This is a genomic window from Exiguobacterium sp. s78 (assembly GCF_018618985.1).
Taxonomy (GTDB): Bacteria; Bacillota; Bacilli; order Exiguobacteriales; family Exiguobacteriaceae; genus Exiguobacterium_A; species Exiguobacterium_A abrahamii.
Map to the genome: position 1 here is coordinate 44420 of NZ_JACSNB010000005.1, position 25040 is coordinate 69459.

Consider the following 25040-nt stretch of genomic DNA (forward strand, 5'->3'; position numbering starts at 1 on the left):
GATGTGCTTCACAGCATGGCTAAGAAGAAAGAATTTAAGCAACAAAAGGTCAACTTTAAAATTCGAGGGATTATCACTCGACTAGGGGATCGGGGTTACAAAGAGGATGATAATGGCATGTGGCATCGTTTACGATTTGGAGTAAAGACAAGTAAAACTAACGAAGTTCCAGTTGAGCTATTCGGTTACAAAGGCGATGCTTACTATTGGAGCAAAAAAGAAGGAAAGACATATAAGCACGATTACGATAACCGCTATGACAAGCCTAAAGGCGTAGATGACGCCCATTTGATTGGGACGCAGATTAATACAACAGGCACTAAAGAAGGTGCTAAGAACTTACATTCATACGACGCTGTAACAGCAATCTTAGAAGACTTTGCTGACGGTGATTCGGTTCAAATTACAGGTAATATTGAATATAATACATATGAAAAAGAAGGAAAGACAGTCGTACAATCTTCGTACTCAATTGGACGTATTACAAAGTTTAGTGAGCCGATTGATTTTGATCACAAGAGCTTCAAAGAGGTGTCAGCATTCGACGCTACACTGATGTTCATGGACATTGACAAAGTAGAAGAAGATGGAGAGAAATACTTCGAGGTTACTTCTCGTATTATTACTAAGAAAGATGGAACGTATGTCGATACAGAGTTCCAGATTCCTGAGCATAAAGTGAAAATGAGCAAAGCATTTAAGAAGAATCTCAAGTGGGGCGATGAGATCAAGGTTAAGGGTTACATTCGCAATGAAGCCATTGAAGCAGAGGTTGAAGTAGAGGAAGAAGATGAGTGGGGTTCTGAAGAGGTTGCGGGATACGGTAAGCCGATTGTTGAATATAAGCGTTCGCTTGATATCGCTCAGTTCGATCAAGATTACTGGAAAGAGGGCGACAAGGAAAACGGAGTCGCTAAGGGCAAAGGTAAATATACTGAAGAAGATTTTGAAGTTGATGAATTTAATGAAGCTGATGCTATAGACTTTGATGATGAAGAAGACGACTGGGCTTAAACTTTAAATATATTTTTAAATTAATTAGTATGCTTTTTAAATGAAAATAGAAAAGAGTGGTTAGATGTCACGACTGAAAGAAATTAAACCAAATGTTTCGCGAGCAGACCTTAAGGATTACGTCATTACCCTCTTTGGAGTTCCAAAGTCAGGTAAGACAACCTTAGCTTATAATCTTGGGATTGAAATGTATGGAACGACTGAAAAATCACTTTTGATTGGGTTCGAAGATGGATATAAGGCATTGCCGGGAGTAATGGCTGAATCAATCAAAGACTGGTCTGACTTTAAAGAGCTAGTTGATGATCTAATCGAGGATAAAGAAGACAACGGTGACAAGTCACAGTTTCAATTTCTAATTCTTGATACTATCGACGAGATGTCTGAGATGGCAGCAAAAGTAGTGCTCCCACGCCTATCCAAGTTGGATGGCAAAACATACAAGAATGTTGATGACGTCGGATTTGGTCGTGGGACATCAGCTGTACGTAAAGAAATTATGCCAGTCATTAAGCAATTACATAAAGCAGGATACGGTATTTGTGCAATTACGCATGATAAAGAGAAGAAAATGGAACCGAAAGTCGGTCAAGCATATGATGTAACAACACTTTCATTATCAAAAACGCTCTCTGAAGGTATCGAAAATATGTCCGACTTTATTGTCTTTATCAATATTGAAGTCGAAAAAGTGAATGGAAAGAATCAGCCAAACCGCTATATGTATTTCCGATCAGACACTACATTTCGCGCAGGATCACGATTCAAAAGTGTCCCTGAGAAAGTGGAGTGGGGGGCAAAGAACTTCCTCGACGTCTTTAAGGAAGCGGTCGCTGAGACAAACAAAGGATATAAAGACAGTACTGTAATACGAACACCACTTCCATTAGAACACAGAGAAGAAGATTCTGATGAAGATTTTGAATCAGAAGAAGTACATACAGAAACAAACGAAAAAAATGTGGTATATGACCCAATGGCAACAAAAGAAAAAATCAAAAAGCTTGATGCAGCTGGCAAAGAAATCATTAAAAAATTTGTTAAAACAGAGTTTGGATTAACTAAGCTTCCAAATATTTCTGACACGGAGAAATATATGGCTATTCAAAACCAAATTGATAGTCTATAATAGAGAACAAGAAAAGCGAACATTTGTTCGTTAAAGAATTGGAGAAAAAATTACTTGTTTTTTAAAGCATTATGCTCTTTGAAACGTCAATTAAATGGGTATAATGTCACTGTTTGTCGAAAATTGTCGTTCTTTTTGCGCCCTTTTTCTTAATATTTTCTAAATGTGTGCTAGAAATCGGGAAAGTTATATCGTAAGATTGATGTTGTTGACAGACGGTAAATTTGGCAACTGATGCTAATTTAATTAAAAACCACATGATCGAGGAGCGAACGCTATTGAAAGACAATCATGGATTTAACAAGCTAGTTCAAGACACAGCAAGTAAAATATCAGTTATTAAAAACCTACTGGAAAATCCGGAGAAGATCGTTTCGCTCTTCAATAGTTCCTCGGTTGAAGACGTGGAAATGCTTTTTCAAGATAAATGCTCATCATTCATTTATCAGAAATTTGTCAACGAGATTAAATCCACAATGACTGAAAAAGAGTTTTTAGAGACATATATGCTACACATGGGAGATTCAAAAGGTGGATGCGGTGGAATAGGCGTATTTCCATTCTTAACGGTGGCAAAGTCTGGACTATTAAAACAATAAAAACAAAAGGGATAAGAGGTCTTACAAATAGTACGACCTCTTAATTTTAGGTGATTACAGATGAAAAAATACATTGCTAAGGGGGCTGCGGGTGTCGCTGCGCTGACTGTAATTCTTTACGGCACACACGAACTAAAGGAAAAAGACAACATGATTGAAAAACTAGACAGCAAGCAGGAGCAGACAGCCAAGACTCTAAAAAAGATTTCAATTTATCGAGAAGTTGAACGGCAAGAGTTCGGCACTTTAAGCACAGCTTACAAGCAAAAAGTAAAAGAATTAAAGAAGAGTACGACTAAACAGAAAAGTTATAAGCAAGAGGTAAGTGATTTAAAAAAGAGATTAGCATCGTTGAGCAATCAATCGCAAGAGCTGAAGAAAAAATTAGATTGAAGAATAAAGATCTGAAAAGCTCTCAATTGAGAACTAATAAATCTGATCAGATAGAACTTAACAATATGCCCTTAGGTATAAAAAAGTCCACTGTCAAAACGAATCTGGTCGGCAGTTCAGCGGTGCAGTATCAAGCAACAGCTTACACTTTACAGGATGCAGGTATGCCAAATAACGGCGGAAAGACAGCGAGTGGTAAGATTGTTCAGCAAGGAAGAACGATTGCTGCAGACACGAGTCTTCTCCCGTTGGGGACAGTGGTTAAGATTAACTGTCCAGGATACCCTTCTGTAAATGGTACATACACTGTCGAAGATACAGGCGGTGCAATTCAAGGAAACATTTTAGATATCTACTTTTTGAGTCAGTCAGAAGCGATCTCATTCGGTCGTCAGACTGTATACGTTTCCGTTATAAATTAATTAGTACAATATTTTAGGTGGTGTTAAAATGAGTTACGAATTACTACTTAAGCTAGTCGGAAATCATATAAGGTCAACTGCTGAAAACGAAAAATTGTATGTCGATGAACTGTCTAAGCGAGTCGAAAAGATGGATCAATCATACAAACCAAAAGCCGTGGATGTGTTACAGACGCTCATTTCACGACAGGAACGAGGTTGGTGAAATGGCTTTAGTTAAATGCAAATGGTGTTCAGAGAAGGTAGACAAGGAAGCAGCTTTCGTCATCGAAAAACAAACTGATAAACTCCTCAAAAACGGTCAAACAAAAGTCTTACGCACTTATCTTCATGATGAGTGTGTAGACGCTTATTTTGAAGATAAAGCCTTCAAAGAGCGCGAACAGAAGCAGCTTGATTCGCTTCGAGATACGATCCTTCAGGTTCATGGACTGCGACCAGAAGACTTGAATCGTCAATTCTACCAGCTGCTTCAAGATATCCGAAACGGCAACATGATTGGACGCAAACGAACGAACTATAAAGGTGGTACGGAATACCGAATCATCGAGAAAGCATATTTAATAGCGGAGAGTGACATCAACTGGATCAAATTAAAGAAGTCATTTGACAGCACTCTCGGAGAGTTAAAGTATGGCTTAGCTATCGTGCGAGACAAGTTAAAGGTTGCTCGTGAACGTGATCGGGCTGAGAAGCAATTGAACAAGGTTGCGAAAGCTAGTTTACAAAGCGGAATTGTACCTGGAATAAACAACTATAAAAAGCCCGAACAAGAAGAATTAGATATCACAGACTTCCTAGATTGAGGTGGAAAGCTTGGCTAAAGCAACAGTATCAAAAGAAAATATTGAAAAGATTAAAGCAAAAGCGGAGATTGAGGAAGGATATTTGGTCTCTACGCTCTTTGAAAATCCGAATCACTACGCAACATTCACGAAAGACGACCTCCATGGAGAGATGTTCTTGCATGACGCATGGCGCTTCTTCTTTGAGTTTGGACTCGATATGTTTAATGACGGAATCCAAACGTTTGATGACGTTATTATTTTAAAGAAAGTTAAAGAGTATGGCATTGATTCAAAGTTCAAAGAGTACGGCGGTTACGATCCAATTAACCAAATTGTCCGTAAGGTTAGGGTTTCTACTGACAACTTTGATGATTATAAGCGAGGTATTCGTTGGAATCATATTATCAAGCAGCTGAAGATGATGTTTGGTGAGAAGGTGTTCGTTAAAGATGGCAAGTACGACCCATACAAGATGCGAGCCGAACAGCTTACTCTTTACTGGAAAGATAAGGTGAATCAGATCCATATGGCAGCTAGCGAAAACATCTTTGAATCATCTCCCTTACTTCTGGATGCTGAGAAATATATTGAAGAGATCGAGAAGCAGTCAGAGGGAGTTATGCCATTCTTTAATGCCAAGCTTACAAATAAAGCAGTAGCAGGATGGGTTCGTGGCAATGTCTTCATGCATGGCGGCTATGGAAACACAGGTAAATCATCGATTGCAACTGAAGACGTTGTAATGGCTTGTATTGAAAACGGTGAGAAATTAGTCATTCTAGCCAACGAAGAAGATCGTAAAGCATGGCAGGATAAACTTTCGATGACCATCAAGACGCATTATCTAAAAGAGATTAAGTTCGACCGCAAGAAGCTTGTACGTAGTGGACTAACTGAAGAAGATAAGGAGACGATTCGTAAGATTGTTGCTAAAACAAACGAATTGTTAAATGGGGATGATCGACTAATTCAAGTTGTTTATCTTCAGAGCTATGTAATTGAAGATGTTAAAACAATGATTCAACACTATGTTGCGCGCGGATACATTAACTTCTTAATTGATACACACAAAGTAAGTGATTCGAAGACTGGAGAGTCTCGATATGCACAGTTCGTTGACGATACAAAGGAATACTATAAATTAGCTCGACCTGATGCAGGAGGTTACAATCTACGTATCTTCCTGAACTTCCAGCTGGCTGAACATACGAAAGGACGCAAGTTCCTGGATAACGATTGTATCGGGGAAGGAAAAGCAGCTAAAGATGAAGCGGCGGTGGTTATGATGTTCCGTAACGTGTTCGACGATGAGAAGATGGGAGGCAAGAATCCTCTCGAATGTTGGAAGTGGATGCCACCTGATGACTTTAATGACAAGCCTGTCAAAAAAGAATTTCAGCTTAAGGCAGGGAAGCAGTATTTCCTAAAGTTCATCACGAAGAATCGATTCGGATCCACAAATGACGGTGGTCAGGAAGTAATCGTAATTGAGCCTTATTTCAACGGAAACACGTTCAAAGAAATCGGTTATACATACGTTGCCAAGACAAGTGATTCTTACGCTAAAAGGTAATGTAAGTAAAGTAATCCATATATTAGGTAACATTTATTATGTTGCCATAAAGGTGGCAGCGACAGATGGATTTTAAGGAGATAAAAGCGTACATTTATCAGCATGAATTGGTACCTGATCTGCTCGAAAAGCTCCATTGCGAAGGGATTAAGCCCGAACAGGGTGGTTCTCTCTACGTGGCGCGTCTACCTGACGAGTATGAGAGCCGGAATAGACGGGCTGTACAGGTTAAGAACGTTAAAGGGTTGTACTCAAACATTCGAAATCGAGACGTGAGTGGCGATATCTTCAATCTAGTAGCTGCTCTCATCTTCGACAAATGGGATAAAGAAGGACAAGACGAGTATCTCGGAAAAAGCGCGATGTGGATTGAGGATACATTTGATCTTGAGAAGACCAAAGAGATTAAAGAGAAGGTCGTCTCAAACGATTGGCTCAAAGAGATTCAGTCGATGCGTTCTTCTGGAGAGAATGAACGTATACCTGTCTCAATCATGAATGAGTATATCTTCGCTCCATATAAAGGATGGATCGATGAGGGCATATCGATTCAGACACAACACAAGTTCGGGGTAGCAATGGATATTGAATCGAAACGAGTCGTGTTTCCGGTTCACAACAGTAATGGGGATTTAATTGGGGTCAAAGGACGACTGTTAGACAAGTGGATGGACGACGACGGATATAAATATCTGTATCTCCACCCTTGTAACAAGTCGATAGAATTATTCAACTTTCATCGTGCGTTCGGTAGCGCGAATGAGACAGGGAAGTTGTACGTAGTGGAAGGAGCAAAGTCTACGATGTTGGCCGACTCAATGGGTTACGAGAATGTGGTTTCCATAGAAGGTGATTCGATCCAGCCAGGACAGATTGCCTTGATGTTAGGTTTACCGTTAGACATAGAGATTGTCTTAGCGCTCGACGCGGACAAGGATGAGGAAGATGTACGAAAGATGGCCGAAGCGATAGGAATGCGCAGGATTAGCTATCTCATTGACAACGACAATGTGCTTGGCGATAAGTCGCATAAAAGAGCACCGTTTGATTTAGGCAAGATAGCATTTGAACAACTGTGTCAGAATAAAACAATCTATCGGAAGCGCGTACTTGCTTCGTAAAGGAGAAACCATCATGAAAACATTGGCTAAAATATACCTCGCATCTACTCTTAAAAAGGCTCAAAAGAAGGAAATCATGATCACTTGCGACCAAAATGACCTAGATTATCTGTCTGATGAAGCAGTTATTAAATTAAATAATAAATATAAATTATCAGATGTTGATAAAGATAATATGCCCGAAGAATTGATCTCTCAAACATTGAGTAAATTAGAATCTGAAATTGAACGCGAATTGACCCCCAAAAACAGTGTTGAGGCGGCATATGCAGGATTTTATGAGATGGGAGCTTTAAAGTCGGACGAAAGCCATCTCTGGAAAACGGGGGAAACAAAAGAATGGAACTAATCAAGCAAATTTTAAAGAAGCGTCGTATTGATGAAACATGGTTCGAGTATGACGAAAGCGACATTCTTGATCCTAAGACGATGCTCAACCTTGATAAAGCACATAAGCGAATTGAAAAGGCAATTAAGCAAGGTGAACAGATTGCGATTTCAGCGGACATTGACCCCGACGGAGTAACTTCGTCGGTTTCTCTATATCGTGCTCTGATCCACTTTGGAGCGAAGAAAGAAAATGTACGGATCCTTCGACATAATCGTGGTAAAGGACACGGCATCAAGTACCAGGTAGAGCAGATTGATGGAGAGAGCTTGTTAATCATTTGTGACTCATCTACGAATGATGTTGATACGTGCGAAGAGTTATCCGACTGGATGGATATCATCATTCTTGACCACCATGAAGTCGAAGAGAAGAACCCTCACGTATTACTAGTTAATCCGCAACAAAGTGGCTGTGGGTACAAGAATAAGCATATCAGCGCTGCTACGGTTGTCTATCATCTTGTTCAACTATTTGACGAAGTGCATGAGGATTGGTTCGCTGATCAGATTGTTGATTTGACGATGCTAGGAATGGTGGCCGATGTCGTAGATATGAAGAAGAAGAGTAACCGCGCCATCGTAAAGAAAGGGTTAGACAGCATTCAGAATGTCGGGTTGTCCGAGATGGTGCGGAAGAAGAATGCTATGACGAAATCGTTAAAGACTTCAGACGTTGCCTTTAATATCATTCCAGCAATCAACTCAGCTTTACGGTACGGAGAGGAAGAAAAGGTATTTGAATTATTCCTGGAAGAAGACGCTGCAGTAGCGCGGAAGATCTCGAATTCATTATTCTTACAGGCTCGTAAACGTAAGGCGGCATTAACTGATGCTCTTAAAGATGTCACTATCCTATCTAGCGAGAACGTCATTATTGGAGTAATGAGTCAAGAAGGGGAAACGAACTCATCTCTTAACGGTGTCATTGCTCAGAAACTAGCGTCGGAATACAAACGACCAGCTATCTTACTAAACGCTAACAAGAAAGGCTATGGTGGTTCATTACGCTCTTATAGTGGTTTTGATTTACGTGGATATCTATTAGAGTCAGAACTTTGTACATATGTATCAGGACACGCGGAAGCAGCTGGTATAGGCGTATTAGAAGAGAAACTAGCTGAGTTATTAGAATATATTAAGAATAATTCAATCACGCTTAAGAAGATTGTCCAGTACGACCTAGAAGTTAGTGAGTTGACCGCTGAGATGATTGCCGAGATTGCAGAGCTCAACAAAGTGACAGGTAATCGATTCGAATCAATTAAAGTGAAATTGAAGTCACCTGTACAGCAGTTTGAGTTGTTCGGATCCGATAAAAATCATGGACGTCTATCGATTAATGACTTTATTGCGGTTAAGTTCTTCGTTAGTGAAGATGATGAGATTACACAGATTAAGTCTGGTGATGTTGCAGAGATCATTGGTGAACCATCGGTGAATCGCTGGTATCACGGAGGATACAAGAAGGTCATCGTTGACCATCAAATCTTGATCGATGAGGTGAATAAGGTTGAGTTGGGATAAGACATGGATGGATTTTGCGACAAACATCGCTTTAGACCATAGCAAGTGTGCCAGTAAACAGGTGGCTTGTGTGATCGTAAAAGAAGGAAAACCAATCAGTATTGGATACAATGGAACGATGTCAGGGGCTCTGAACTGCAATGAGTTGTTCGAGAAGCTACCAGGTGGTCAATTTAAGGTACGTATGGACGTCATTGAGGATAAGAAGCTGTACGAAGAATACTTAGACATCTACCTAGAGACTCATGTTGATCTTATGGACTTATCAGCATTCATTTCTAACCTACATACACGATTAGATAAAGAAGGGTTTGATCCAAAGGAAACATTCAAACTCGCTGAACTGAACAACAAATTGATTCGACGAGTACATAAAGAAACAAACATCGGGATTGCACGTCATTTCTCGGATGCATTCAAACGAGAACGTGAGCTTGATCTAGCTAAACGAACGGTTAAGAGTTTGTTTAATATCTGGTTAACGCATCCTGATAAACTGATCCATCATGAGTGGTCAAAGCAGAACGAAGTACACGCTGAAATCAATGCGATCACAAAGCTTGCAGCGACAGCATATGTTACACTGAGTCCCTGTCGCAGCTGTGCTCTCGCATTGATCCAGTCCGGTGTAGAGCGAGTAGTCTTTAAGGATGCGTATTCTAAGAGTTTGAGTAAGGATTTGTTTATGATATCCGGTACTTCATTAAAAAAGTTAAATTTTTTTAAAGATAAATAATAGAAAATTATTTGTTAATGAATGTTTGCTCGCTTTTCAATTTTTTGTAAAAGGTTTTTAATCTCTTTATTGTTTTTATCACTTTGTTTATTAAGTAATTTATGAAGTTTTCTTCTAGATATAGGTTTTTTATAAGCGCTCCACCATAATTCATAATAATTCATGACTTCTTTTACATGATCACTCTGATTTACTCTATATAAAATTGACCAAACTCCGTAAAGATATTGTGAGCGTTCTAAGGACGAAATAAGAGATTTATATTCTCTTTTATTACTTTTCGTTAAGATTTCTATGCAATTACGGCACATGTAATAAAATAGTTTTAATTTTTGTTCTTGCTTCTCGAATCCTCTGTTATTCTCACTAAATTCTAAACTTTTTAAATCCAAAAAAGCTTTTGATACAGTAGGACTTGAAAACTCTATGTTATTTTTAAGGGTATCAAAAATCTTTTTTTGTATGTTCTCAGTATTTTCATAGTGACCATTTCTAAAGTCTATCTCTTTTTTTAGAAAAAAAATCAACGTATTTATATGGGGTACAGCAAATTTTCTAAGGGACTCCATAACTTCTTTTTTCTTTTCTCTACGTGAAGATAAATAATGATTAAGTAGTTGAATAAAAATGCCGATTATTATAGTCGTAATAGTAGAAATTAATAATTGATTTGTTATATTCATAATGATCATCCAGTTCATATTAGATAATTTATAATACCAAAAATGAATTAACCCTATTTAAGGGTTAATTCATGCATAAAATTTATTGTAGTACTTTTTAAAAGATTTAATTAAAGTAGTATATCTTTCATCTTTTTCTTTTGCTACTGGGATTCGAAAATCCTTTAAGGTGTATGCGTAAGAGTCTTGAAGATCATAGGTTTCATCCCATGCGTAAATAAATGATAAGCACATTTGAATAATAGTGTCATCCACAAAAAGAAGAGTAGCATCATTTGAAGTTTTATCCCAATTCTCATTTTTATTATCCTCTAAAATGGTTTTATAAATTGCTAAAATTAAATGATATTTACCAAATGTCAATATCCCTTTGACTTTTGCATCAAGACCCTTAAGCGTAGGTGAACGTTTAGCATGAAAATAGTTTTTTACCTTTTCCGTAAATTCAGGTAAAGACTCGTTGCTTGATAGTTTATCAAGCGAATTATTTAGAGACATTAGAAAATTTACTGGTTTATAATAAATATCAAATGCTTTTTCTTTATATTCAATAACACGATCTTCAAATTTTTTATCTGAATCTATCAAGATACTTTGTTCTTTAAATGCTTCACTTGTAAATTTCATATCTTCTTCAATCTTTTTAGTACCTATAACGCCTAAAGTAGAATTTTTAGCTTTAGAGGGAGCAAATTCCAAATATGTGACTAAAATTTTGGCGAGATCAGTAATCTTATATTTTCTTTTTAAAGTCGAACTTTGTTCTCCGCGCTTTATGATAGCGAATGAAAAAGCATTTTCTTTTTCCATCTGATTAATTTTATTAATAGCTTCTATAAAGTAAGTTGTAGAAACTAAATCTTCTTTCATTATTGGTTTTTGGCTATTAAGTGCAATAGCAACTTTATTTATCCAATCATATTTAGAAGTTACTTTATCACTATTCTCACCGCTTACTTTTATTACTCTTAGTATAACAAAAGCGTTTTCCAAAGCCTCTTTCAAGTTGTCAGTTTTCATTTTCTGAATTTCTTTATTTTTTGTTGCATCGTTTTCTATTACTCCATCAGCTTTATGAGCTTTTATATTAAAAAAGTATTCGGCAGCAGCATTTAGAGTTTGTGCACCATTGATGACTGATAAATTATAGTTTCCGGATCTTAAAATTTCATCATCAAGAGTAAATGTCAAATGCTCAGAGTGATTTAAACTTAGTAAATTTTCATCTACTAATAAAGATATTCCATTATTCAAATACCAAAACTCTTGTGGATATTTTTTTAGAGTATGTTGAATTTCTTTATCTACATTTACAGTATTTGGTTTATCGCTTACTTTAAAACGTAGGTTATCTTTAAAAAGATCGTTTCCAATATCTCCAAATAAGGTTACTAAACTATATAAACTGGCGGAATATACTTCCGCTGAGGTATAACGATCTTTTAAATCTTCTACCGTTGCGCTTTTAACTCTACTGTTGATTTTGACTTCCATAATTTTTTTCTTCTTATAGATGTTATAAGAATTAAAAGCGACTTTAACTTTATTTGTCGATGATCTAGAAATTTTATTTTCTTTATTTCTTTTTTCATTTAGTTTATCAATAATAAACTTAGACCAGCTATCAACAGATTTGGCATCATTTAAGTTATTGTATTGCTGAACCTGTATTGTTTTTCCATGATGATTATTTAGGAAATAAATACAAAAATCTTTTTCTGAATTAACTTGATCTTCTATATGAGTTATAATCTGATCAAGCGCACTATTTACATATTTCCCGACACTTTCTACATTGTTTTTAAGATAAGCATCATTAAAATCAAAGAATAATATTAAATTTTTTTCTTTACTATTACTTATCTTAAAATCCTTAGTAGAAGAGAAGATAAAATTCTCGTAATCATTTCCTCTTTTTTTCCGAATCTCATTTATTAATTCTTTTTTATTTTCTAATTGAATATCCCATTCATCTTCAATACTATGATTTATATCATCTACCAGTTCTATCAGCTCATCTATAGTATTCATAAATTTTCGCACCTTTATTTGATATTTTGTACAATAAATAAAAATTTAAATTTCTAAAAGAAAGCTTTTTTCACTTGTTACTTTTATATTAGTTTCGCTTAAATCATAATTTAGAGTGAGTAAGTGCTCTTTTACAATATTATTAAAGAGACTGCTCACCTCTGGTTTTATTTTATCATTGAGCTCTGGGTACATTTTTTTTTCAATAAAATCATCAATTTGTTTTAAAGATAATTCTAAATCATAGCGAAAAGCTAATAAACTTTCTTCAATTATATTTAATTCTTTTACTATAGCTCTTTCGTCTGAGATGCTAAGATTGCCTGAACACTTATCAAGAAGTTTCTGTACAAAATCATTAAATTTAATTTGTCGATTATCATTTATTTTTTTAAACATTTTAAGAGCAATTTTAAATTCATTATCTACACTATGATTTTGAGAGTTGATGTAACCATTTTTATTTTTAATGATTTCTATTTGGTTGTGGGGTTCAGGATAGATTTTTGAGATATTTAAGCCAAAGATTTGATCAAGATCCTTTTGTATTTGTCTAACAGCAGCACTATTAATTTGTATTTTTTTATACATAATATCAGGGATTTTTTTATACTCTCTTCCTTGAAAAAGAATAAAAGCTCCTTGTTGTGCTCTTATTCTTTCATTTTTATTCATATGATCTAGTAATTTATGATTAAAAGAACAAATATGGAGATCTTTTAAAACAGATTTTTCGGCTACTAACTGATCGAAGATTTCTTCGGAATTATGTGAACCAGGAATATAAATCTCGTCTATAAACAAGATAGTAACTATTGGATTTTTCTTAATAATCTCATCTTCTTTAAACTCAGTTGCGAAGTATAAAGCTACCAAGGCATTATATGTAACGTCAAGCAACCTACTCGGGAATCCACCATGTTGGGCATCTATAGCAGTTTCCAAGTATGTTTGTTTAGGTACAATACCTTTAGAATACATATCATTGTAAATATTTTTTTCGAAATTACTATTAGAAAGGTAATGAGCTTCTCGAAAAATATTTGGGACACACGAAGTCGGACCATAATCCTCCCTCTCACCTCTATATACGAACACCTTACAATTACGTTCTTTTTGAATTTTCTTTATTTCACTAATGTATTCTTCAATACTATTTACTGTATTTGAATCCAATAATAAGACCCCTTAATTTGAATATATGTATTTTTATTGATTTTATAATAATCATAATCCTAGTATATTACATTTAATTTACATAATTCAAGTTACAATTCTTAGCTTTACATACTTACTAAGGAAGTAATGTATTAATAAATAAAGATCGTAGATCATTAACTTAAATAATCATATAGTTATAAAAAAGCCCTCGCATTGAGTATTTCTTATAACTATTGAAAGAGAGTTTTATATTCAGCTATAAGCTCTTTGAGAGTGTGACTATATTCATTTAAATAAATTACAAAATGATCATCCACATTCTCAACTAGCCCATCTAATTCCTCAAACAGCATCAAAGACGTTAATTTCTTAACGCTCGAAACAAAGTCTAGTGGTTGCGTATTCTGTACGTCTGAATATTCTTTGATAAGTTTAAATAACTTAAGAGAGTCTATGCAATCTAAATTCTTAGCAATTATATAGTCATATGCTAATTCAAAATAAATTAAATCAAAATCATTAATAGAAGACAGGGTATGTATAATTACTGAAGACGAATAGTTATTTAAAAGGGTTACATCGTTTATTACTCTACCACTATAAATAGCTAGGATACGTCTGGTTAATGATCCGCTAGAATTATTGAAGGCATGCTGACAGCGTTCAAGATAGTTTAATAAAAGATCATCATCTTGAATTTTCTTTTTTAAGCTTTCAATATTATTAGTAGTAATTTCGCCTTTTGAATACATAACGAATATTAGTGTGTCCAGAAGATCAATTTTTCTTTCGTCTATTAGAGATCTAATGCTAGTTGAGAGATCCTTAATACCAGGAATTCCATTAATAGAAAGACTAGTATCAACAGCACTGAGTGACAAACTGCCTATTTTAGATAATTGATTTGACTTTAACCCGCTTTGTTTTTTGTCGATCAAATAACCAGCTCCTTTTTAAATCGAATAGTAAAATACATATGTATAGATTTATGTAAAAAGGCTATATGATACTTAATTTAAGGAAAGAATTTTGTATTTTAATTGTAATTGATTGTTAGTTAAAACGATACTTTTATAGGGATTAGATATGAACTCTACGGTAACATACGACAGATGTGACAGTATTGGTTACAACGTCAAATCTATATGAAGTAGAATACACCTGCGATAACTGTAAGAGCTGTTCTTAAGATCATAAAAAAACTCTCATTTCTAATTTGAAGTGAGAGTTTTTGTTCAATTCAATTGTTATTAGACTCTAAAATAAAATGCTATTTTTAGAGTTCAGATTCAAGTTGAACGATAACATGGCTTAAATCCGATACATCCTCTTTTTTGTTAAACAATGCTATCGCCTCTTTATAGGTCATAAATTCTTCATCTGTATAATTTACTAAAACTTCAGCTAATAGTTCAGCATAAGAATCTAATTCGTCTTCATCATTTGAAGATTCTACTTGTTGACGTAACTCAGCGATCAATCCTTCAAGATCCTCACAACGCGTCAACCACATACGATATGCTTGGAATCGTGCATCATCGTCATTACTTTTAATTGTTTCTCGAATTTCATCCATACTAGGATAGTCCGCAAATACATCGTCGAGAGTTAACTCAACATCGTTATCTCTTTTTTCGAGATTTGTAAGAAGTTTTTCAAAAGACTCTGCTACAAAATGCGTAGTTTCATCAGAGATGTCCAAACACCATATTTCTGGATTTTGAGGATGCTCATCAAAATCAAAGTACCAAAGGTAACTTCCTTCACCTTCAGCAAATATCATTTTTTTCCCATCTACCCCCCACTCATTTAAGATGATGGTACTTTCTTCATATTTTTCAATCGTTAATGGCATGAACTCATACAACGGTAAGTAAAGTCCTGTTTCTTCGTCAGACCAAGTATTTTCAAAGTCTACAGCAACTGAATTAAATTCAATATCCCCGCCATTTTGTTCTTCCATTTTTTTGAGATAGCTTTTTGGTAAAGCACTACCTAATTGCTTTTCAATATGTTTAATATCTTCTTTTTTTAATGGTGTATTCACATTTTTCAAAGACGTTTTATCCCAAAAATTCACTTTAATCCCTCTTTCTTGTAAAAAAATGTTTGTATAATTCCATTTATTATTATACACTAATTTTTGCGTGTCACCAAAAATTATATGGAGGTAATATGATGTTAAAATTTTCAAGTAAATTTTTAATAGCTTTACTTACAGTTTTCCTTGTAGTTAGTACGTTTGAATCAACAAACGCCTTTGCTGCAACTACTTCAGCTGCTACAGAAGATGATGAGTGTAAAAAAATTGTAGATGACGAATGTATGGATGTAGAATACATAAGTGATGACCAGGTCAATAAAGAGTATGTGGAATTCTTAGACGAAGATTCTGTTCCTGACGTTCCAATCGATCGAGTTACCGCTGATAATTTTGCTACTTTAGATGAATATAGACAATGGTCTCGTGAGAACCCTACAGCTGTAAAAGCGGCAAGATTAGGTTACCTCATACCTGCAGCCAAGGCATTAGTAACAGCTTTAAGTAAGCAAAGAAAAGTAGTTGAACAAACATTAAAAAGTACAAAAAAGAAGATTAATGTAAGAAACAGTAAGTTAGCTAAAAAAACTCACCCAGTTACAGGTGTTCCTTTTAATAAAAAAGGATTCCCTGAGTTTCCTAATAAAGCTACGGTTCAACTTTCATTAAAAGAGATCAAATTATCAAGCCCACAGCAAAATAAAAGATGTAATCAAATTCTTCTTATTCAAGTCCAAACAAACGCTAAAGTTAGTTCGCGTTTCACTCATGCTCAACTCAAGCAAATTAAAAATTCTGAAACACCGTCAGGTATGACGTGGCATCATCATGAAAATACAGGTGTCATGCAATTAGTCGATAAAGAAGTTCATAGATTAACAGGACATACAGGTGGTAAATCAATTTGGGGTAAACTTTAAAAACAAGCCTTTATTTCGCTTTTAAATGCGAAGTAAAGGCTTGTTTTAATTATTATTTTATATTATCAATAGTTTTTTGTGAGGAATTACTATTAATAATTCTTTGTAAAAAACATTGGTAATACTTAAGTTAAAAGTAAATATATGTTACAGTATTCAAGTTGTAATTTTTTTTAGGAGAGGTGTAACATGATTAATATGCTTAAAAATACTAAAGTAAGCGTTTGGCAAATTATTGCTGCCATTTTACTGCTTGCGATAGGAGATTGGCTAGCCCTTTCTGGAATTCAGATATTAAGTCCTCTTTCTATCTTCTTGTACTTTATTATTTTCGGGATAATGGCTTTATTGGTTGTCCTAGGCTGGACGAACACTAAACTACTTTTTGGACGACTAACGCTTAAAAATTTAAAATGGATTCCATTTGCATTTTTTGGTTCATTCTTATGTAGTATTGCCTTTTCTCTCATCGGTTCAGCACTAAATCTTACGAGCAACGCACATAGTGACGGAGATATGCTATTGGATGATATAAGTATGTTCGAAAAGGGACTTAATCTTGTCGTTATGGGTTTTAGTCTGACAGGAGAAGAAATCTACATTGCGGCTATGTTTACAATTGTAGCAATTGTTATGTTAAAACGGATGAACAAAAAACAAGCTTTGATTGTTTCAGCAATCGTCGTGATGTCTATCTTCGGTCTAACTCACTTGTCAGTATATGAGGGTAATGTTTATCAATGCCTGTTCATCATCGGTTTAGGACATTTACCTTCTATGTATGCATTCCTCAAGTCAAAGACCCTTTGGGTCCCTATCATTGCACATATTCTGTATGATTTTGCTATCTTCTTCTTCGTTGCTTTTGCATTATCACTATAAGATAACGAGATGCCTTATATTGATCATGCCTTCAATTTACAGCATGTAGGGATTACCTTATATCTCATCTAAGTTCTTTACTAAAAATGTTAAATTATCTTCATGAATTATAAAGTAGGGGAGAGTGTGCTATTTCAGCAGCTCTCTCTTTTTCTTATCTCCTAGCTCCAGAGCTACGATTCCTCTTTCTTGTATAATTACAGAGTACTTATTTATCGAGCTTTTTTATTGCAAGATGAAAGAAGGGTATCCAAGCACCTTTCGTATAACATAATGTATAATCAATGCTTTTAAAAGACTTTTAAAAGTCTTTTAAAAGGTGTATGATGAAGTAAATAGAAGGAGGAAATGAAATGGGGATGAGAACACTCGATATTCCAACCACTTCAATATCTGATGTGAAACGGTCACCGATGGAAGCATTCCAAAGAGCAGATCGTGAAGCAGCCGGCGTTTATGTATTTAACCGTGAAAAAGTTGCAGGTGTTATGCTCACTCAGCAACAATACGAGTCACTCAATAAAGAAATTGAAGAATTGTACAGTCGATTGGACGATTTGACAGTTGAGATGCGATTATCCAATAAAAATGTCCGCACCTATACCGATTCAGAAGTCCGTGGAGAACAAGGAACTCATCCAACGACTATTGATGAAATGGATGGGTGGGAGTAATCATTGTATCAGCTTGAGTGGACACAGTATTCCAAAGAAGACTACGATAATCTCGAGGGTAGCCAAAAGATATTCGTAGACAAAGCATTGAACCGAATCATTTCTGTAGGAATGGCTGCTGGACAGCCACTCAGTGGAAACTTATCTCATTGCAATAAGTTGAAAAACAGAAAAATGGGGTTACGTGTCGTCTTTAGAGAAGTAGAAGGGAAACTCCAAATCATTCAGATTGTTGCGATTGGTAAAAGGGACAAAGATGAGATTTACAAAATCGCTGAAAAACGGTTAGATTAAATTTTTGAATAGGATTAACGTAGTAGATAATCATTTAGATGATAGTATGGGATTGTCAATTCCTGTACTATCATTTTTTTCTTTATATAAAACGGTCGTTAAAAAAACAAAAAAAGAGAACTCACGTATTTCCTCAGATGCGAGTTCTAACTGCCTTATTTATAGATATCACGACGATGTCCAATCTCAAGAATTAAAATCACGACTTTTTCATCTTGGATGTCAGCAATCAGACGATAATCACCGATGCGATAACGCCATTCACCTGAGCGATTCGAGACCAGTCCTTTACCATGACGACGCGGATCATCCGTCCCAACCAGATTCTTCTTGATCCAGGACATGATGATCCGCGCCTGTTGGGTATCCATCTTCTTGAGAGACTTTTGAGCTCCGCGCTCAAACTCTACCGTATATGCGGTCATTCTAAATCAAGTTTTTTCATCATATCGTCGAAAGAAATCGCTTCTGATTTTTTACGATGTACCGTCATGGAATCATGATAGAGTTGTAAATCGATTTCGTCTTCGATGCGATCGAGGACGGCATCACGAACGAGTGTAGAAATCGTGATGTTCTTTGCCTTCGCATATTCCTTAATGAGTCGTGTATCCTGATCATCCAGACGTACGGAAATGGTACTCATAATCATCAGCTCCTTTGTAATACATTGTAATACAAATTAACCTTTTAGTACATAGTATAGAATATGATGATTCTGAATAAGCATTCTCTTCAAGCTGAAATTCGGCTGATGAATGTAATGAATGAGTACGATTAGATGTAAAAAGTAGGTTAAATCATATTCAAATTGAAACAAAGATAGTCATTCGCTCTTATTTTTACAATCGATGATCATGATTTTTTCACCCCGATAGAGTGACACTCAAGATTTTCTTGAACGGGACGATCTCGACGACGACGTTCACTTGACGACTCCGGACAGCTACTCAGTGGAAACTTATTGATCAATTTAAGTACATAAAAGATTCGTTTTAAAAGTAAAAGCCCTCATTCAGAGGGCTTTTTTTGTGTTGGCTCATATAATTCATGATGCTCTATACATAATTGGTAAATAATATCTGAATAATGGTTTGATTTGATTGTAGGATTGCTTGCAGATACTGGGCTACCATCAGCGAGATCAAAAACTCCCATGTTCATGAACTTCTTTATGCTTGTTCTAAAATCCACGAGCATTTTTCTTCTCAAATGCGCCTGAATTCCTTTGATGTCTGACATAATTTCGAATGCCATACTTATTCTTTCTTTTGGCCTATGATCAATAAGATAAAGAGACATTTGTTCAAAATGAATTAAGTCGAAATCATTCACAGAAGAAAGTACATCAATAATCACACCGGACACCGGATCACCAGTTAGTTCAGGTGAATTAATTACCCTGGCTGCGTAAACCGCAAGAATCATCTTTGCAGCTTGACTGTTTGATTTGTCCGCCACATCTTTGCAGTGACCTATGAACAAGGTTAAAGATCTGTCGTCATGCAAAAGCCTCTTTAATTGATCAACATTTTCTTGATTAATATCGCCTTTTCGATACATGGTATCTACAAGACGTATATTGAAATCAATATTGTAATCATCGTAAGCCTCACCTGCTCTATCAAAAATTTCTTTGATATCTTTCAACCCAGGAATAACGCTTACTGCTCGACTGAAGTTTGTCTTGCTAATTACTTGCGATACGAACGCCTTAGATGCGGCTGCGTCCAAGGATGTCGGCGTATGCTCGTTTGGATCTTCTTTCATCGAATCAATCCCTTCGACTTTTTAAATAAAATAGTACATATTTTAATTGTTTATGTCAAATAGATGTGCGATAATCGATTTAGGGAATGAAATACATATTCCAATTGTAAACGATTGTAAGCTGAAACAATACTTTTATGCGAGCATAGTCCATGAATAACTATCTTAATGATCTATGAAAATGCTCAGAAGAATTTATGATTGATCGGTCTATGAATGATGCACTCAAACTTATTGAAGAACAACGTCCAGTTCTTTTCCTCGATCACGACCTGGGAGAAGGGAAAACAGCGAAATCCTTCCACACGGATACGACTTCATAAAATATTTCTGCGCTAACGGTCTTATTTTAGGTAAAATATATATACATACCGATAACGGTGTGGGAAGTGCTAACATATAGATTTTAAGAGGAGATGTTAATAATGACGTCAGTAACCGTATATATAACACCAAGCGAGTTAGAAAAGTATCGTGAGGGATACCCTGTGATTGTTAGTAAAGAGCCAAATTATTCTAAGTACAATACTCTTGTTGTTGAAGAAAATTACTTACAGAATCTAGAGGAAACCAATACATGTTCTCTTAACCCTGGGGGGAAAACAGAACAAATTGACTGAAAAATGAAAAGATGGATTTAAACCAGAAATAATCAATAATCATCTTCATAGATGGCGGCTATGGTTACAGTGGAAAGCCCAATAGCATTAGCTCTTGGGCGGCCGTCAGAAGGGTAAGTAAGTGATTGCTTATAGTAGGTATTCAAAGAGTACATGTCGAAGTATAAATCCAATAAATTAGAGCAATACATGGAGAAAGATAAGAACTAATACTTTAATAAAATCATGGCGAATTGGCGTGCTGATCAATCTGATTTTGTCTTAGAATGTATTGAACTAACAGAGTCTGAAATAAAAAGTATAACTCTAATCATATTGATGAAATGGAGATTGATTAAAGCATGTTTGGTAAAAATGGAATAAAGCAAACGGGTATATACGAGATGGATATAACTCATATTGTATTCCTGTCTCTTAGTAGTTCTTTCTTTTTATTTAGTATTATTAACACAGGGCTTTCTATCTTTAATTTGAGTTATGCTATTAATAATAAACTATTGTTATGCTTTGCTTTATATGCAATTCTTTTTTCTTTTTTTAGTAGTTCATATGTTAATTCAAAGGTTAAGTCCATTGGTTTGTTTACTCTTCCTTTATCAACCGGTGTCTTAGTTTTGCTAGCCGTACACTTTAAAGTTGATTTAAACGGCTTAAACAATGGTTTATCTTTGATTGCACTTTCAATATCAATTTCTCTTCTTCCATTCCGAACATTACAGGAATCTACTGAAAAGAAAATGAAGGGAAAAATGATTGAAGAGATATCTTATTTGAAAGGTCAAATAGCTAGATTAAATGACACCAATAAAAGAGATAGAGATGAATTAATGAAAAATTGGAAAGGTACTGTTGATCAATTAGGGGCAACAGTAGAAGATTATACAAAGTTAAGCTCTGAAACAACTCAATTGAGAAGAGAATTAGAAGAAATGACTCGGAATTTTTCTGATTTTGCTTTGCAATGTGAATATGAGAAAAAAGATATGATCGAAGAACATGAACTTTATCTATACGAGAATGGGCGCCATATTGAAGAATTAGAAAGACAGATAGAAGAATTTAAAAAGCAAAAAGAGGATGCATAAGGTATCCTCTTTTTTCGTGTCTAAGAAACGAAACGGTACTGGTCTTGATTGACGCCACCATGCTCTTTTTAACCTCGTAGAGACCGCCTCTTGCTTCGCAAGAGTATAGCGAACTCTATTCTTATAAAATCATAGTAAAGTGGTATGCTGATTAGTCTGATTTTATGCTCGAGTATATAAAACTAAATTTCTTAAAAAGTTAAAAAACAACAAAAAATTATTGATAAGTTAGATGAATAAAATAGAGCGATTGTAAGAAATTAAATCAATACGTTTATCATTAAAAAATTGTAAAAAACAATTCCCCTATAGCATTTGTATATGTTAATATAGTTTTTGTCTAAAATATACATTTAAGGGGATCGAAATGAAAAAAATAATTATTTATGTATTATCTTTACTTATTTTATTTGGTAACTTTGAGTTCTCAAATGTAGTATCTGCTCAAGAGCCTGCAGAAGATTCGACTGAATTAAGTAGCTTCTCAATTTCTTCAATTGACGACGAGGAAGAAGAAGGCCAAACTGTATTTGAACTATTACTGGAAGCAAAAGAAGCTTTAGAATTTAGAAATCAAATGAGAGCTGCTAGTAAAAAAGATGGTGATGAGGCATTTGAATTAGGGTTCATGATTTCACATGGACTTTTAAATGAACCAGTTGGATCTTGGCATGAAGGAAGTTTTGATTTTCCAGCCATGTCTATAGTGTTTCACTACAAAAAGCATGGTAAAGAAGTGAAGGCAAAAAGTGCTGCAAGCTATTTGAATAAGGCAAGAGAGTTTAGAACAACAGCAAAAAAAGGTGTTAAACCTACTAAAGTTAAAGGTGAAGTTGATGGTGTTAAAAGGTATCGTAAGAATGGAAAGTATATCGATTTAGCTCCAGATAACCGAATTGTTTCTTTTGGAACAACTAAAAAATAACTGATAGGAGAATACTATTTGAATTGGAAAGATCTTAGAATTGATCGTGTTGGAATGATTCAAAAATGTGTAGCAGAATTTGATGTAAATGCTCTGGATTTCTTTGAAGAAATGTATGAAGGAGACACAATTCATTATGGTAGCTTTAAAGTAAAGATATATGAGACTAGTTACAATAATGATGAAGCTCCTGGAGAAGCGGGTTTTACTGGATATACAAATCTTAAATTAATAGATTCCGAGGGTTACCCAGAAGGTGCCACAGGTTATGCTCTAACAATTGAAGAAACTTTGGAAAAAACAGTTTCTAATTTTTTAGATTTAGTTGAAGAGTTTAAAGAAGAAAAACCAAAGGGTCTTCAAAAAGAAGACTTCATCATAGTACCTTATGATGAGTTTTAAGTATTTTGATTAATATTTTTTATAATTTTTCTTTTTAAAAGATGATGCTTCGGTATCGTCTTTTTTGTGTTTTAAATCTCCAATAATTTTACGTGTCCTTTTAAAAAAAATAATATAAGAAAACGAATTTAAATTTAAAAATCTGTATTATTAAAAAACAAATTAAATTAATTATTAAAATTTTGGATATCTACTATTCATATTTAACAGATTATCTTTAATTTTTACTGTCTTATAAATAAATTTTATAAGAATAATTTTAACTTGTGTATATTATGATATTATTTCGAAAAAACTTTTGGCTTTTTTATTGTTTATAATTTAAGAATCTTGAAAGGTGGTTAATTGAATGAATTTGTTTCAAAAAGGTACTATGTTAAATAAGATTATTACAACTACGTTGGCAACAGGGGTTGCATTATCAATATTTGCAAATCCTACTTTTGCTGCAGACGATGATGATGATGAGAGTGAAAACCCGCGTCCAGGTTGGTATGAAGCAACATTTTCATTCATTGAAATGTTAGAGATGAAAAAAGCTCAACAAGAATCTTTTAATCGTATAGGTATTTCTAGCATTGATGATCTTTATACTTCGAGAGAAGTAATGAAACCTCAGTTCATTAATGACTTCCGAAACTATAAAGAAAACGTTAAATATTATAAATCATGGTCAAAATTCAAACGAGTTTCTGATAATATTTGGGTTGGTAAAGCTGGTGGATCAATTTCTTCTACTAAAGAAGTCTCGTTTGGAACAACTATTAGTGGAGATGTTAGAGGGCTAAACATGGGTGGAGAAGTTTCAAAAACAAGTTCTGTTGGATATACAATAAATGCAGAACCTAAAACTCGTTCTTATATGGGGTATCGAGTTCGCTATAAAGTTGAAGAAGGCGAAAACCACTACGTAGATATTGCTTTAGGAAAAATTATTTCGAAGAAGAAATATAAGAAGAAGACTCCATTACACGGTGAGTACAAATTAATTGAGGTTAAATAAAAAAGAGAAGAGCCTTAAAGGCTTTTCTCTTTTTATTTAATACGAATAGCTCTTGATAATTCGACGATTAGATAGGCTGTAATAGCAAACAAAATTGCTCTAGTTACTACAATTCCGTTTAAAGCTAAAGTATAACCACTTGGAATAAAATCTTTAATATTAATCGTAAAGTATGCAGAAACCAAGATTGCTAAAGACAATATCCAGATTGTTGCTTTTTGAATGTTATTCATAATTCTCCACCTTAAAAAAATAATAAATTTATTATATCACGCAAATATAAGGGTAAGCTTTATTTTTTTATGAATGAGTATATACGTTTATCAATTTCTTATGAAAATAACATCAGTAATGTTTTATTTCTAAAATTATTAGGTTGAAAACGATCTCTTATTAAGCCCTTAAATATTGTTGAAACCACTCAAATATTTATCTTGATTTCATTTAAATCAAATAGTATATTATTTATATGTTAGGTGGTGATGCGATGATTGAGTTGATTGGATTACAATGTCTTAGCTGCAAGAACGAAGAAATGGTAGCGAAGGACAAGTATTATGAAGGTGGTTACTTAATAGAATATACGGCTTACTGCAAGAGTTGTGGTAAGGAAGCTGGGAACCTTTCTTACGGTCAATGGGATACATATGAGGAGGGAGAATAATGACAACAATTTACGTAAAACACCCGCAAAAGGATGCTATCAAAGAAGTACATATGACAAGTGATCGACCTAAGATTGCTTTACAGAAGTTTTTAGACGCAAAAGGATACAGCGGCGATTCAAAAAACATTAAACAATTAGATTCAGGATACCAAGTACGAATTAGTGCAATGAATTACCTCGCCTATTAAATCTA

General features: G+C 34.7%; 32 protein-coding genes. 23 read left to right on the forward strand and 9 right to left on the reverse strand.

Features of this window, described 5'->3' with window-relative positions; translation table 11 throughout:
• Positions 1–15 precede the first annotated feature (15 nt).
• The 12 genes from KNQ18_RS15775 to KNQ18_RS15830 all read left to right on the forward strand — a co-directional run bounded on the left by KNQ18_RS15775 (position 16) and on the right by KNQ18_RS15830 (position 9689).
• Entirely contained in the window at positions 16–1014 is a 999-nt protein-coding gene (locus tag KNQ18_RS15775) for a hypothetical protein (RefSeq protein WP_215085457.1), read from the forward strand.
• Between the two features lie 64 nt (positions 1015–1078).
• Entirely contained in the window at positions 1079–2143 is a 1065-nt protein-coding gene (locus tag KNQ18_RS15780) for an ATP-binding protein (protein WP_215085459.1), read from the forward strand.
• A 278-nt stretch (positions 2144–2421) separates the two neighbouring features.
• Entirely contained in the window at positions 2422–2742 is a 321-nt protein-coding gene (locus tag KNQ18_RS15785) for a hypothetical protein (protein WP_215085461.1), read from the forward strand.
• A 60-nt stretch (positions 2743–2802) separates the two neighbouring features.
• Positions 2803–3135: a hypothetical protein gene (locus KNQ18_RS15790; protein WP_215085463.1), complete on the forward strand. Its 333-nt coding sequence runs from the start codon at positions 2803–2805 to the stop codon at positions 3133–3135.
• Positions 3132–3557 (forward strand): 3D domain-containing protein, encoded by a 426-nt coding sequence (locus tag KNQ18_RS15795; protein ID WP_251133448.1) that lies wholly within the window; start codon positions 3132–3134, stop codon positions 3555–3557. The genes KNQ18_RS15790 and KNQ18_RS15795 overlap by 4 nt, the downstream gene beginning before the upstream one ends.
• Positions 3558–3585: 28 nt before the next feature.
• Positions 3586–3762 carry a hypothetical protein gene (locus KNQ18_RS15800; protein WP_215085465.1) on the forward strand — a complete coding sequence of 59 codons (177 nt, stop codon included), beginning with the start codon at positions 3586–3588 and terminating at the stop codon, positions 3760–3762.
• A gap of 1 nt (position 3763) precedes the next feature.
• Complete coding sequence (locus KNQ18_RS15805; protein ID WP_215085467.1) at positions 3764–4363, forward strand: hypothetical protein; 600 nt, start codon at positions 3764–3766, stop codon at positions 4361–4363.
• Positions 4364–4373: 10 nt separating this feature from the next.
• The gene (locus KNQ18_RS15810) at positions 4374–5918 is read left to right on the forward strand and encodes a hypothetical protein (protein ID WP_215085468.1); all 1545 of its coding nucleotides are present in this window, start codon (positions 4374–4376) and stop codon (positions 5916–5918) included.
• A gap of 65 nt (positions 5919–5983) precedes the next feature.
• Positions 5984–7039 carry a hypothetical protein gene (locus KNQ18_RS15815; protein WP_215085470.1) on the forward strand — a complete coding sequence of 352 codons (1056 nt, stop codon included), beginning with the start codon at positions 5984–5986 and terminating at the stop codon, positions 7037–7039.
• A 13-nt stretch (positions 7040–7052) separates the two neighbouring features.
• The gene (locus tag KNQ18_RS15820) at positions 7053–7388 is read left to right on the forward strand and encodes a hypothetical protein (protein ID WP_215085472.1); all 336 of its coding nucleotides are present in this window, start codon (positions 7053–7055) and stop codon (positions 7386–7388) included.
• Positions 7379–8953, forward strand: coding sequence for a DHH family phosphoesterase (locus KNQ18_RS15825; RefSeq protein ID WP_215085474.1), 1575 nt, complete (start codon positions 7379–7381; stop codon positions 8951–8953). The genes KNQ18_RS15820 and KNQ18_RS15825 overlap by 10 nt, the downstream gene beginning before the upstream one ends.
• Positions 8954–8960: 7 nt before the next feature.
• Positions 8961–9689 carry a deaminase gene (locus tag KNQ18_RS15830; RefSeq protein ID WP_215085476.1) on the forward strand — a complete coding sequence of 243 codons (729 nt, stop codon included), beginning with the start codon at positions 8961–8963 and terminating at the stop codon, positions 9687–9689.
• A 14-nt stretch (positions 9690–9703) separates the two neighbouring features.
• Here the strand turns inward: KNQ18_RS15830 and KNQ18_RS15835 are convergent, their stop codons facing one another.
• The 5 genes from KNQ18_RS15835 to KNQ18_RS15855 form a co-directional block, all read right to left on the reverse strand.
• On the reverse strand, positions 9704–10372 hold the full coding sequence (locus tag KNQ18_RS15835; RefSeq protein ID WP_215085478.1) for a hypothetical protein: 669 nt from the start codon (positions 10370–10372) through the stop codon (positions 9704–9706).
• A 69-nt stretch (positions 10373–10441) separates the two neighbouring features.
• On the reverse strand, positions 10442–12403 hold the full coding sequence (locus tag KNQ18_RS15840) for an AIPR family protein (RefSeq protein ID WP_215085480.1): 1962 nt from the start codon (positions 12401–12403) through the stop codon (positions 10442–10444).
• 45 nt (positions 12404–12448) lie between these two features.
• Positions 12449–13579: an FRG domain-containing protein gene (locus tag KNQ18_RS15845; RefSeq protein ID WP_215085482.1), complete on the reverse strand. Its 1131-nt coding sequence runs from the start codon at positions 13577–13579 to the stop codon at positions 12449–12451.
• A 215-nt stretch (positions 13580–13794) separates the two neighbouring features.
• Positions 13795–14502 (reverse strand): hypothetical protein, encoded by a 708-nt coding sequence (locus KNQ18_RS15850; protein WP_215085484.1) that lies wholly within the window; start codon positions 14500–14502, stop codon positions 13795–13797.
• 338 nt (positions 14503–14840) lie between these two features.
• A complete protein-coding gene (locus tag KNQ18_RS15855) occupies positions 14841–15644 on the reverse strand; it encodes an SMI1/KNR4 family protein (protein WP_215085486.1) in 804 nt (267 codons plus the stop codon).
• A gap of 98 nt (positions 15645–15742) precedes the next feature.
• Between KNQ18_RS15855 and KNQ18_RS15860 the strand changes: the two genes are divergently transcribed.
• From KNQ18_RS15860 to KNQ18_RS15875, 4 genes are all read left to right on the forward strand, one after another.
• Complete coding sequence (locus KNQ18_RS15860; RefSeq protein WP_215085488.1) at positions 15743–16525, forward strand: HNH endonuclease; 783 nt, start codon at positions 15743–15745, stop codon at positions 16523–16525.
• Positions 16526–16714: 189 nt separating this feature from the next.
• On the forward strand, positions 16715–17407 hold the full coding sequence (locus KNQ18_RS15865) for a CPBP family glutamic-type intramembrane protease (RefSeq protein ID WP_215085490.1): 693 nt from the start codon (positions 16715–16717) through the stop codon (positions 17405–17407).
• A gap of 353 nt (positions 17408–17760) precedes the next feature.
• Positions 17761–18081: a hypothetical protein gene (locus tag KNQ18_RS15870; RefSeq protein WP_058266018.1), complete on the forward strand. Its 321-nt coding sequence runs from the start codon at positions 17761–17763 to the stop codon at positions 18079–18081.
• A 3-nt stretch (positions 18082–18084) separates the two neighbouring features.
• On the forward strand, positions 18085–18375 hold the full coding sequence (locus KNQ18_RS15875) for a type II toxin-antitoxin system RelE family toxin (protein ID WP_215085492.1): 291 nt from the start codon (positions 18085–18087) through the stop codon (positions 18373–18375).
• 155 nt (positions 18376–18530) lie between these two features.
• Here KNQ18_RS15875 and KNQ18_RS15880 read toward each other — a convergent pair whose 3' ends face one another.
• From KNQ18_RS15880 to KNQ18_RS15890, 3 genes are all read right to left on the reverse strand, one after another.
• Complete coding sequence (locus tag KNQ18_RS15880; RefSeq protein WP_215085494.1) at positions 18531–18800, reverse strand: type II toxin-antitoxin system RelE family toxin; 270 nt, start codon at positions 18798–18800, stop codon at positions 18531–18533.
• Positions 18797–19021, reverse strand: a complete 225-nt coding sequence (gene relB, locus KNQ18_RS15885) for a type II toxin-antitoxin system RelB family antitoxin (RefSeq protein WP_215085501.1) — start codon at positions 19019–19021, stop codon at positions 18797–18799. Before relB ends, KNQ18_RS15880 begins: the two co-directional genes overlap by 4 nt.
• A 365-nt stretch (positions 19022–19386) precedes the next feature.
• A complete protein-coding gene (locus KNQ18_RS15890) occupies positions 19387–20145 on the reverse strand; it encodes a hypothetical protein (RefSeq protein WP_215085503.1) in 759 nt (252 codons plus the stop codon).
• A 425-nt stretch (positions 20146–20570) separates the two neighbouring features.
• On the opposite strand from KNQ18_RS15890, the gene KNQ18_RS15895 reads away from it, so the two are divergent.
• The 5 genes from KNQ18_RS15895 to KNQ18_RS15915 all read left to right on the forward strand — a co-directional run bounded on the left by KNQ18_RS15895 (position 20571) and on the right by KNQ18_RS15915 (position 24180).
• Positions 20571–20765, forward strand: coding sequence for a hypothetical protein (locus tag KNQ18_RS15895; protein ID WP_215085505.1), 195 nt, complete (start codon positions 20571–20573; stop codon positions 20763–20765).
• 341 nt (positions 20766–21106) lie between these two features.
• A complete protein-coding gene (locus KNQ18_RS15900) occupies positions 21107–21850 on the forward strand; it encodes a DUF1240 domain-containing protein (protein ID WP_215085507.1) in 744 nt (247 codons plus the stop codon).
• Between the two features lie 367 nt (positions 21851–22217).
• Positions 22218–22775 carry a hypothetical protein gene (locus KNQ18_RS15905; protein ID WP_215085509.1) on the forward strand — a complete coding sequence of 186 codons (558 nt, stop codon included), beginning with the start codon at positions 22218–22220 and terminating at the stop codon, positions 22773–22775.
• An 18-nt stretch (positions 22776–22793) separates the two neighbouring features.
• Positions 22794–23177, forward strand: coding sequence for a hypothetical protein (locus tag KNQ18_RS15910; protein WP_215085511.1), 384 nt, complete (start codon positions 22794–22796; stop codon positions 23175–23177).
• A gap of 349 nt (positions 23178–23526) precedes the next feature.
• Positions 23527–24180 (forward strand): hypothetical protein, encoded by a 654-nt coding sequence (locus KNQ18_RS15915; protein ID WP_215085513.1) that lies wholly within the window; start codon positions 23527–23529, stop codon positions 24178–24180.
• A 32-nt stretch (positions 24181–24212) separates the two neighbouring features.
• Here the strand turns inward: KNQ18_RS15915 and KNQ18_RS15920 are convergent, their stop codons facing one another.
• Entirely contained in the window at positions 24213–24413 is a 201-nt protein-coding gene (locus KNQ18_RS15920) for a hypothetical protein (protein ID WP_215085515.1), read from the reverse strand.
• 254 nt (positions 24414–24667) lie between these two features.
• Here KNQ18_RS15920 and KNQ18_RS15925 point away from each other — a divergent pair, with 254 nt between their 5' ends.
• The gene (locus KNQ18_RS15925; RefSeq protein WP_215085517.1) at positions 24668–24844 is read left to right on the forward strand and encodes a hypothetical protein; all 177 of its coding nucleotides are present in this window, start codon (positions 24668–24670) and stop codon (positions 24842–24844) included.
• Entirely contained in the window at positions 24844–25035 is a 192-nt protein-coding gene (locus tag KNQ18_RS15930; protein WP_215085519.1) for a hypothetical protein, read from the forward strand. The genes KNQ18_RS15925 and KNQ18_RS15930 overlap by 1 nt, the downstream gene beginning before the upstream one ends.
• The last annotated feature ends 5 nt before the right edge of the window (positions 25036–25040 follow it).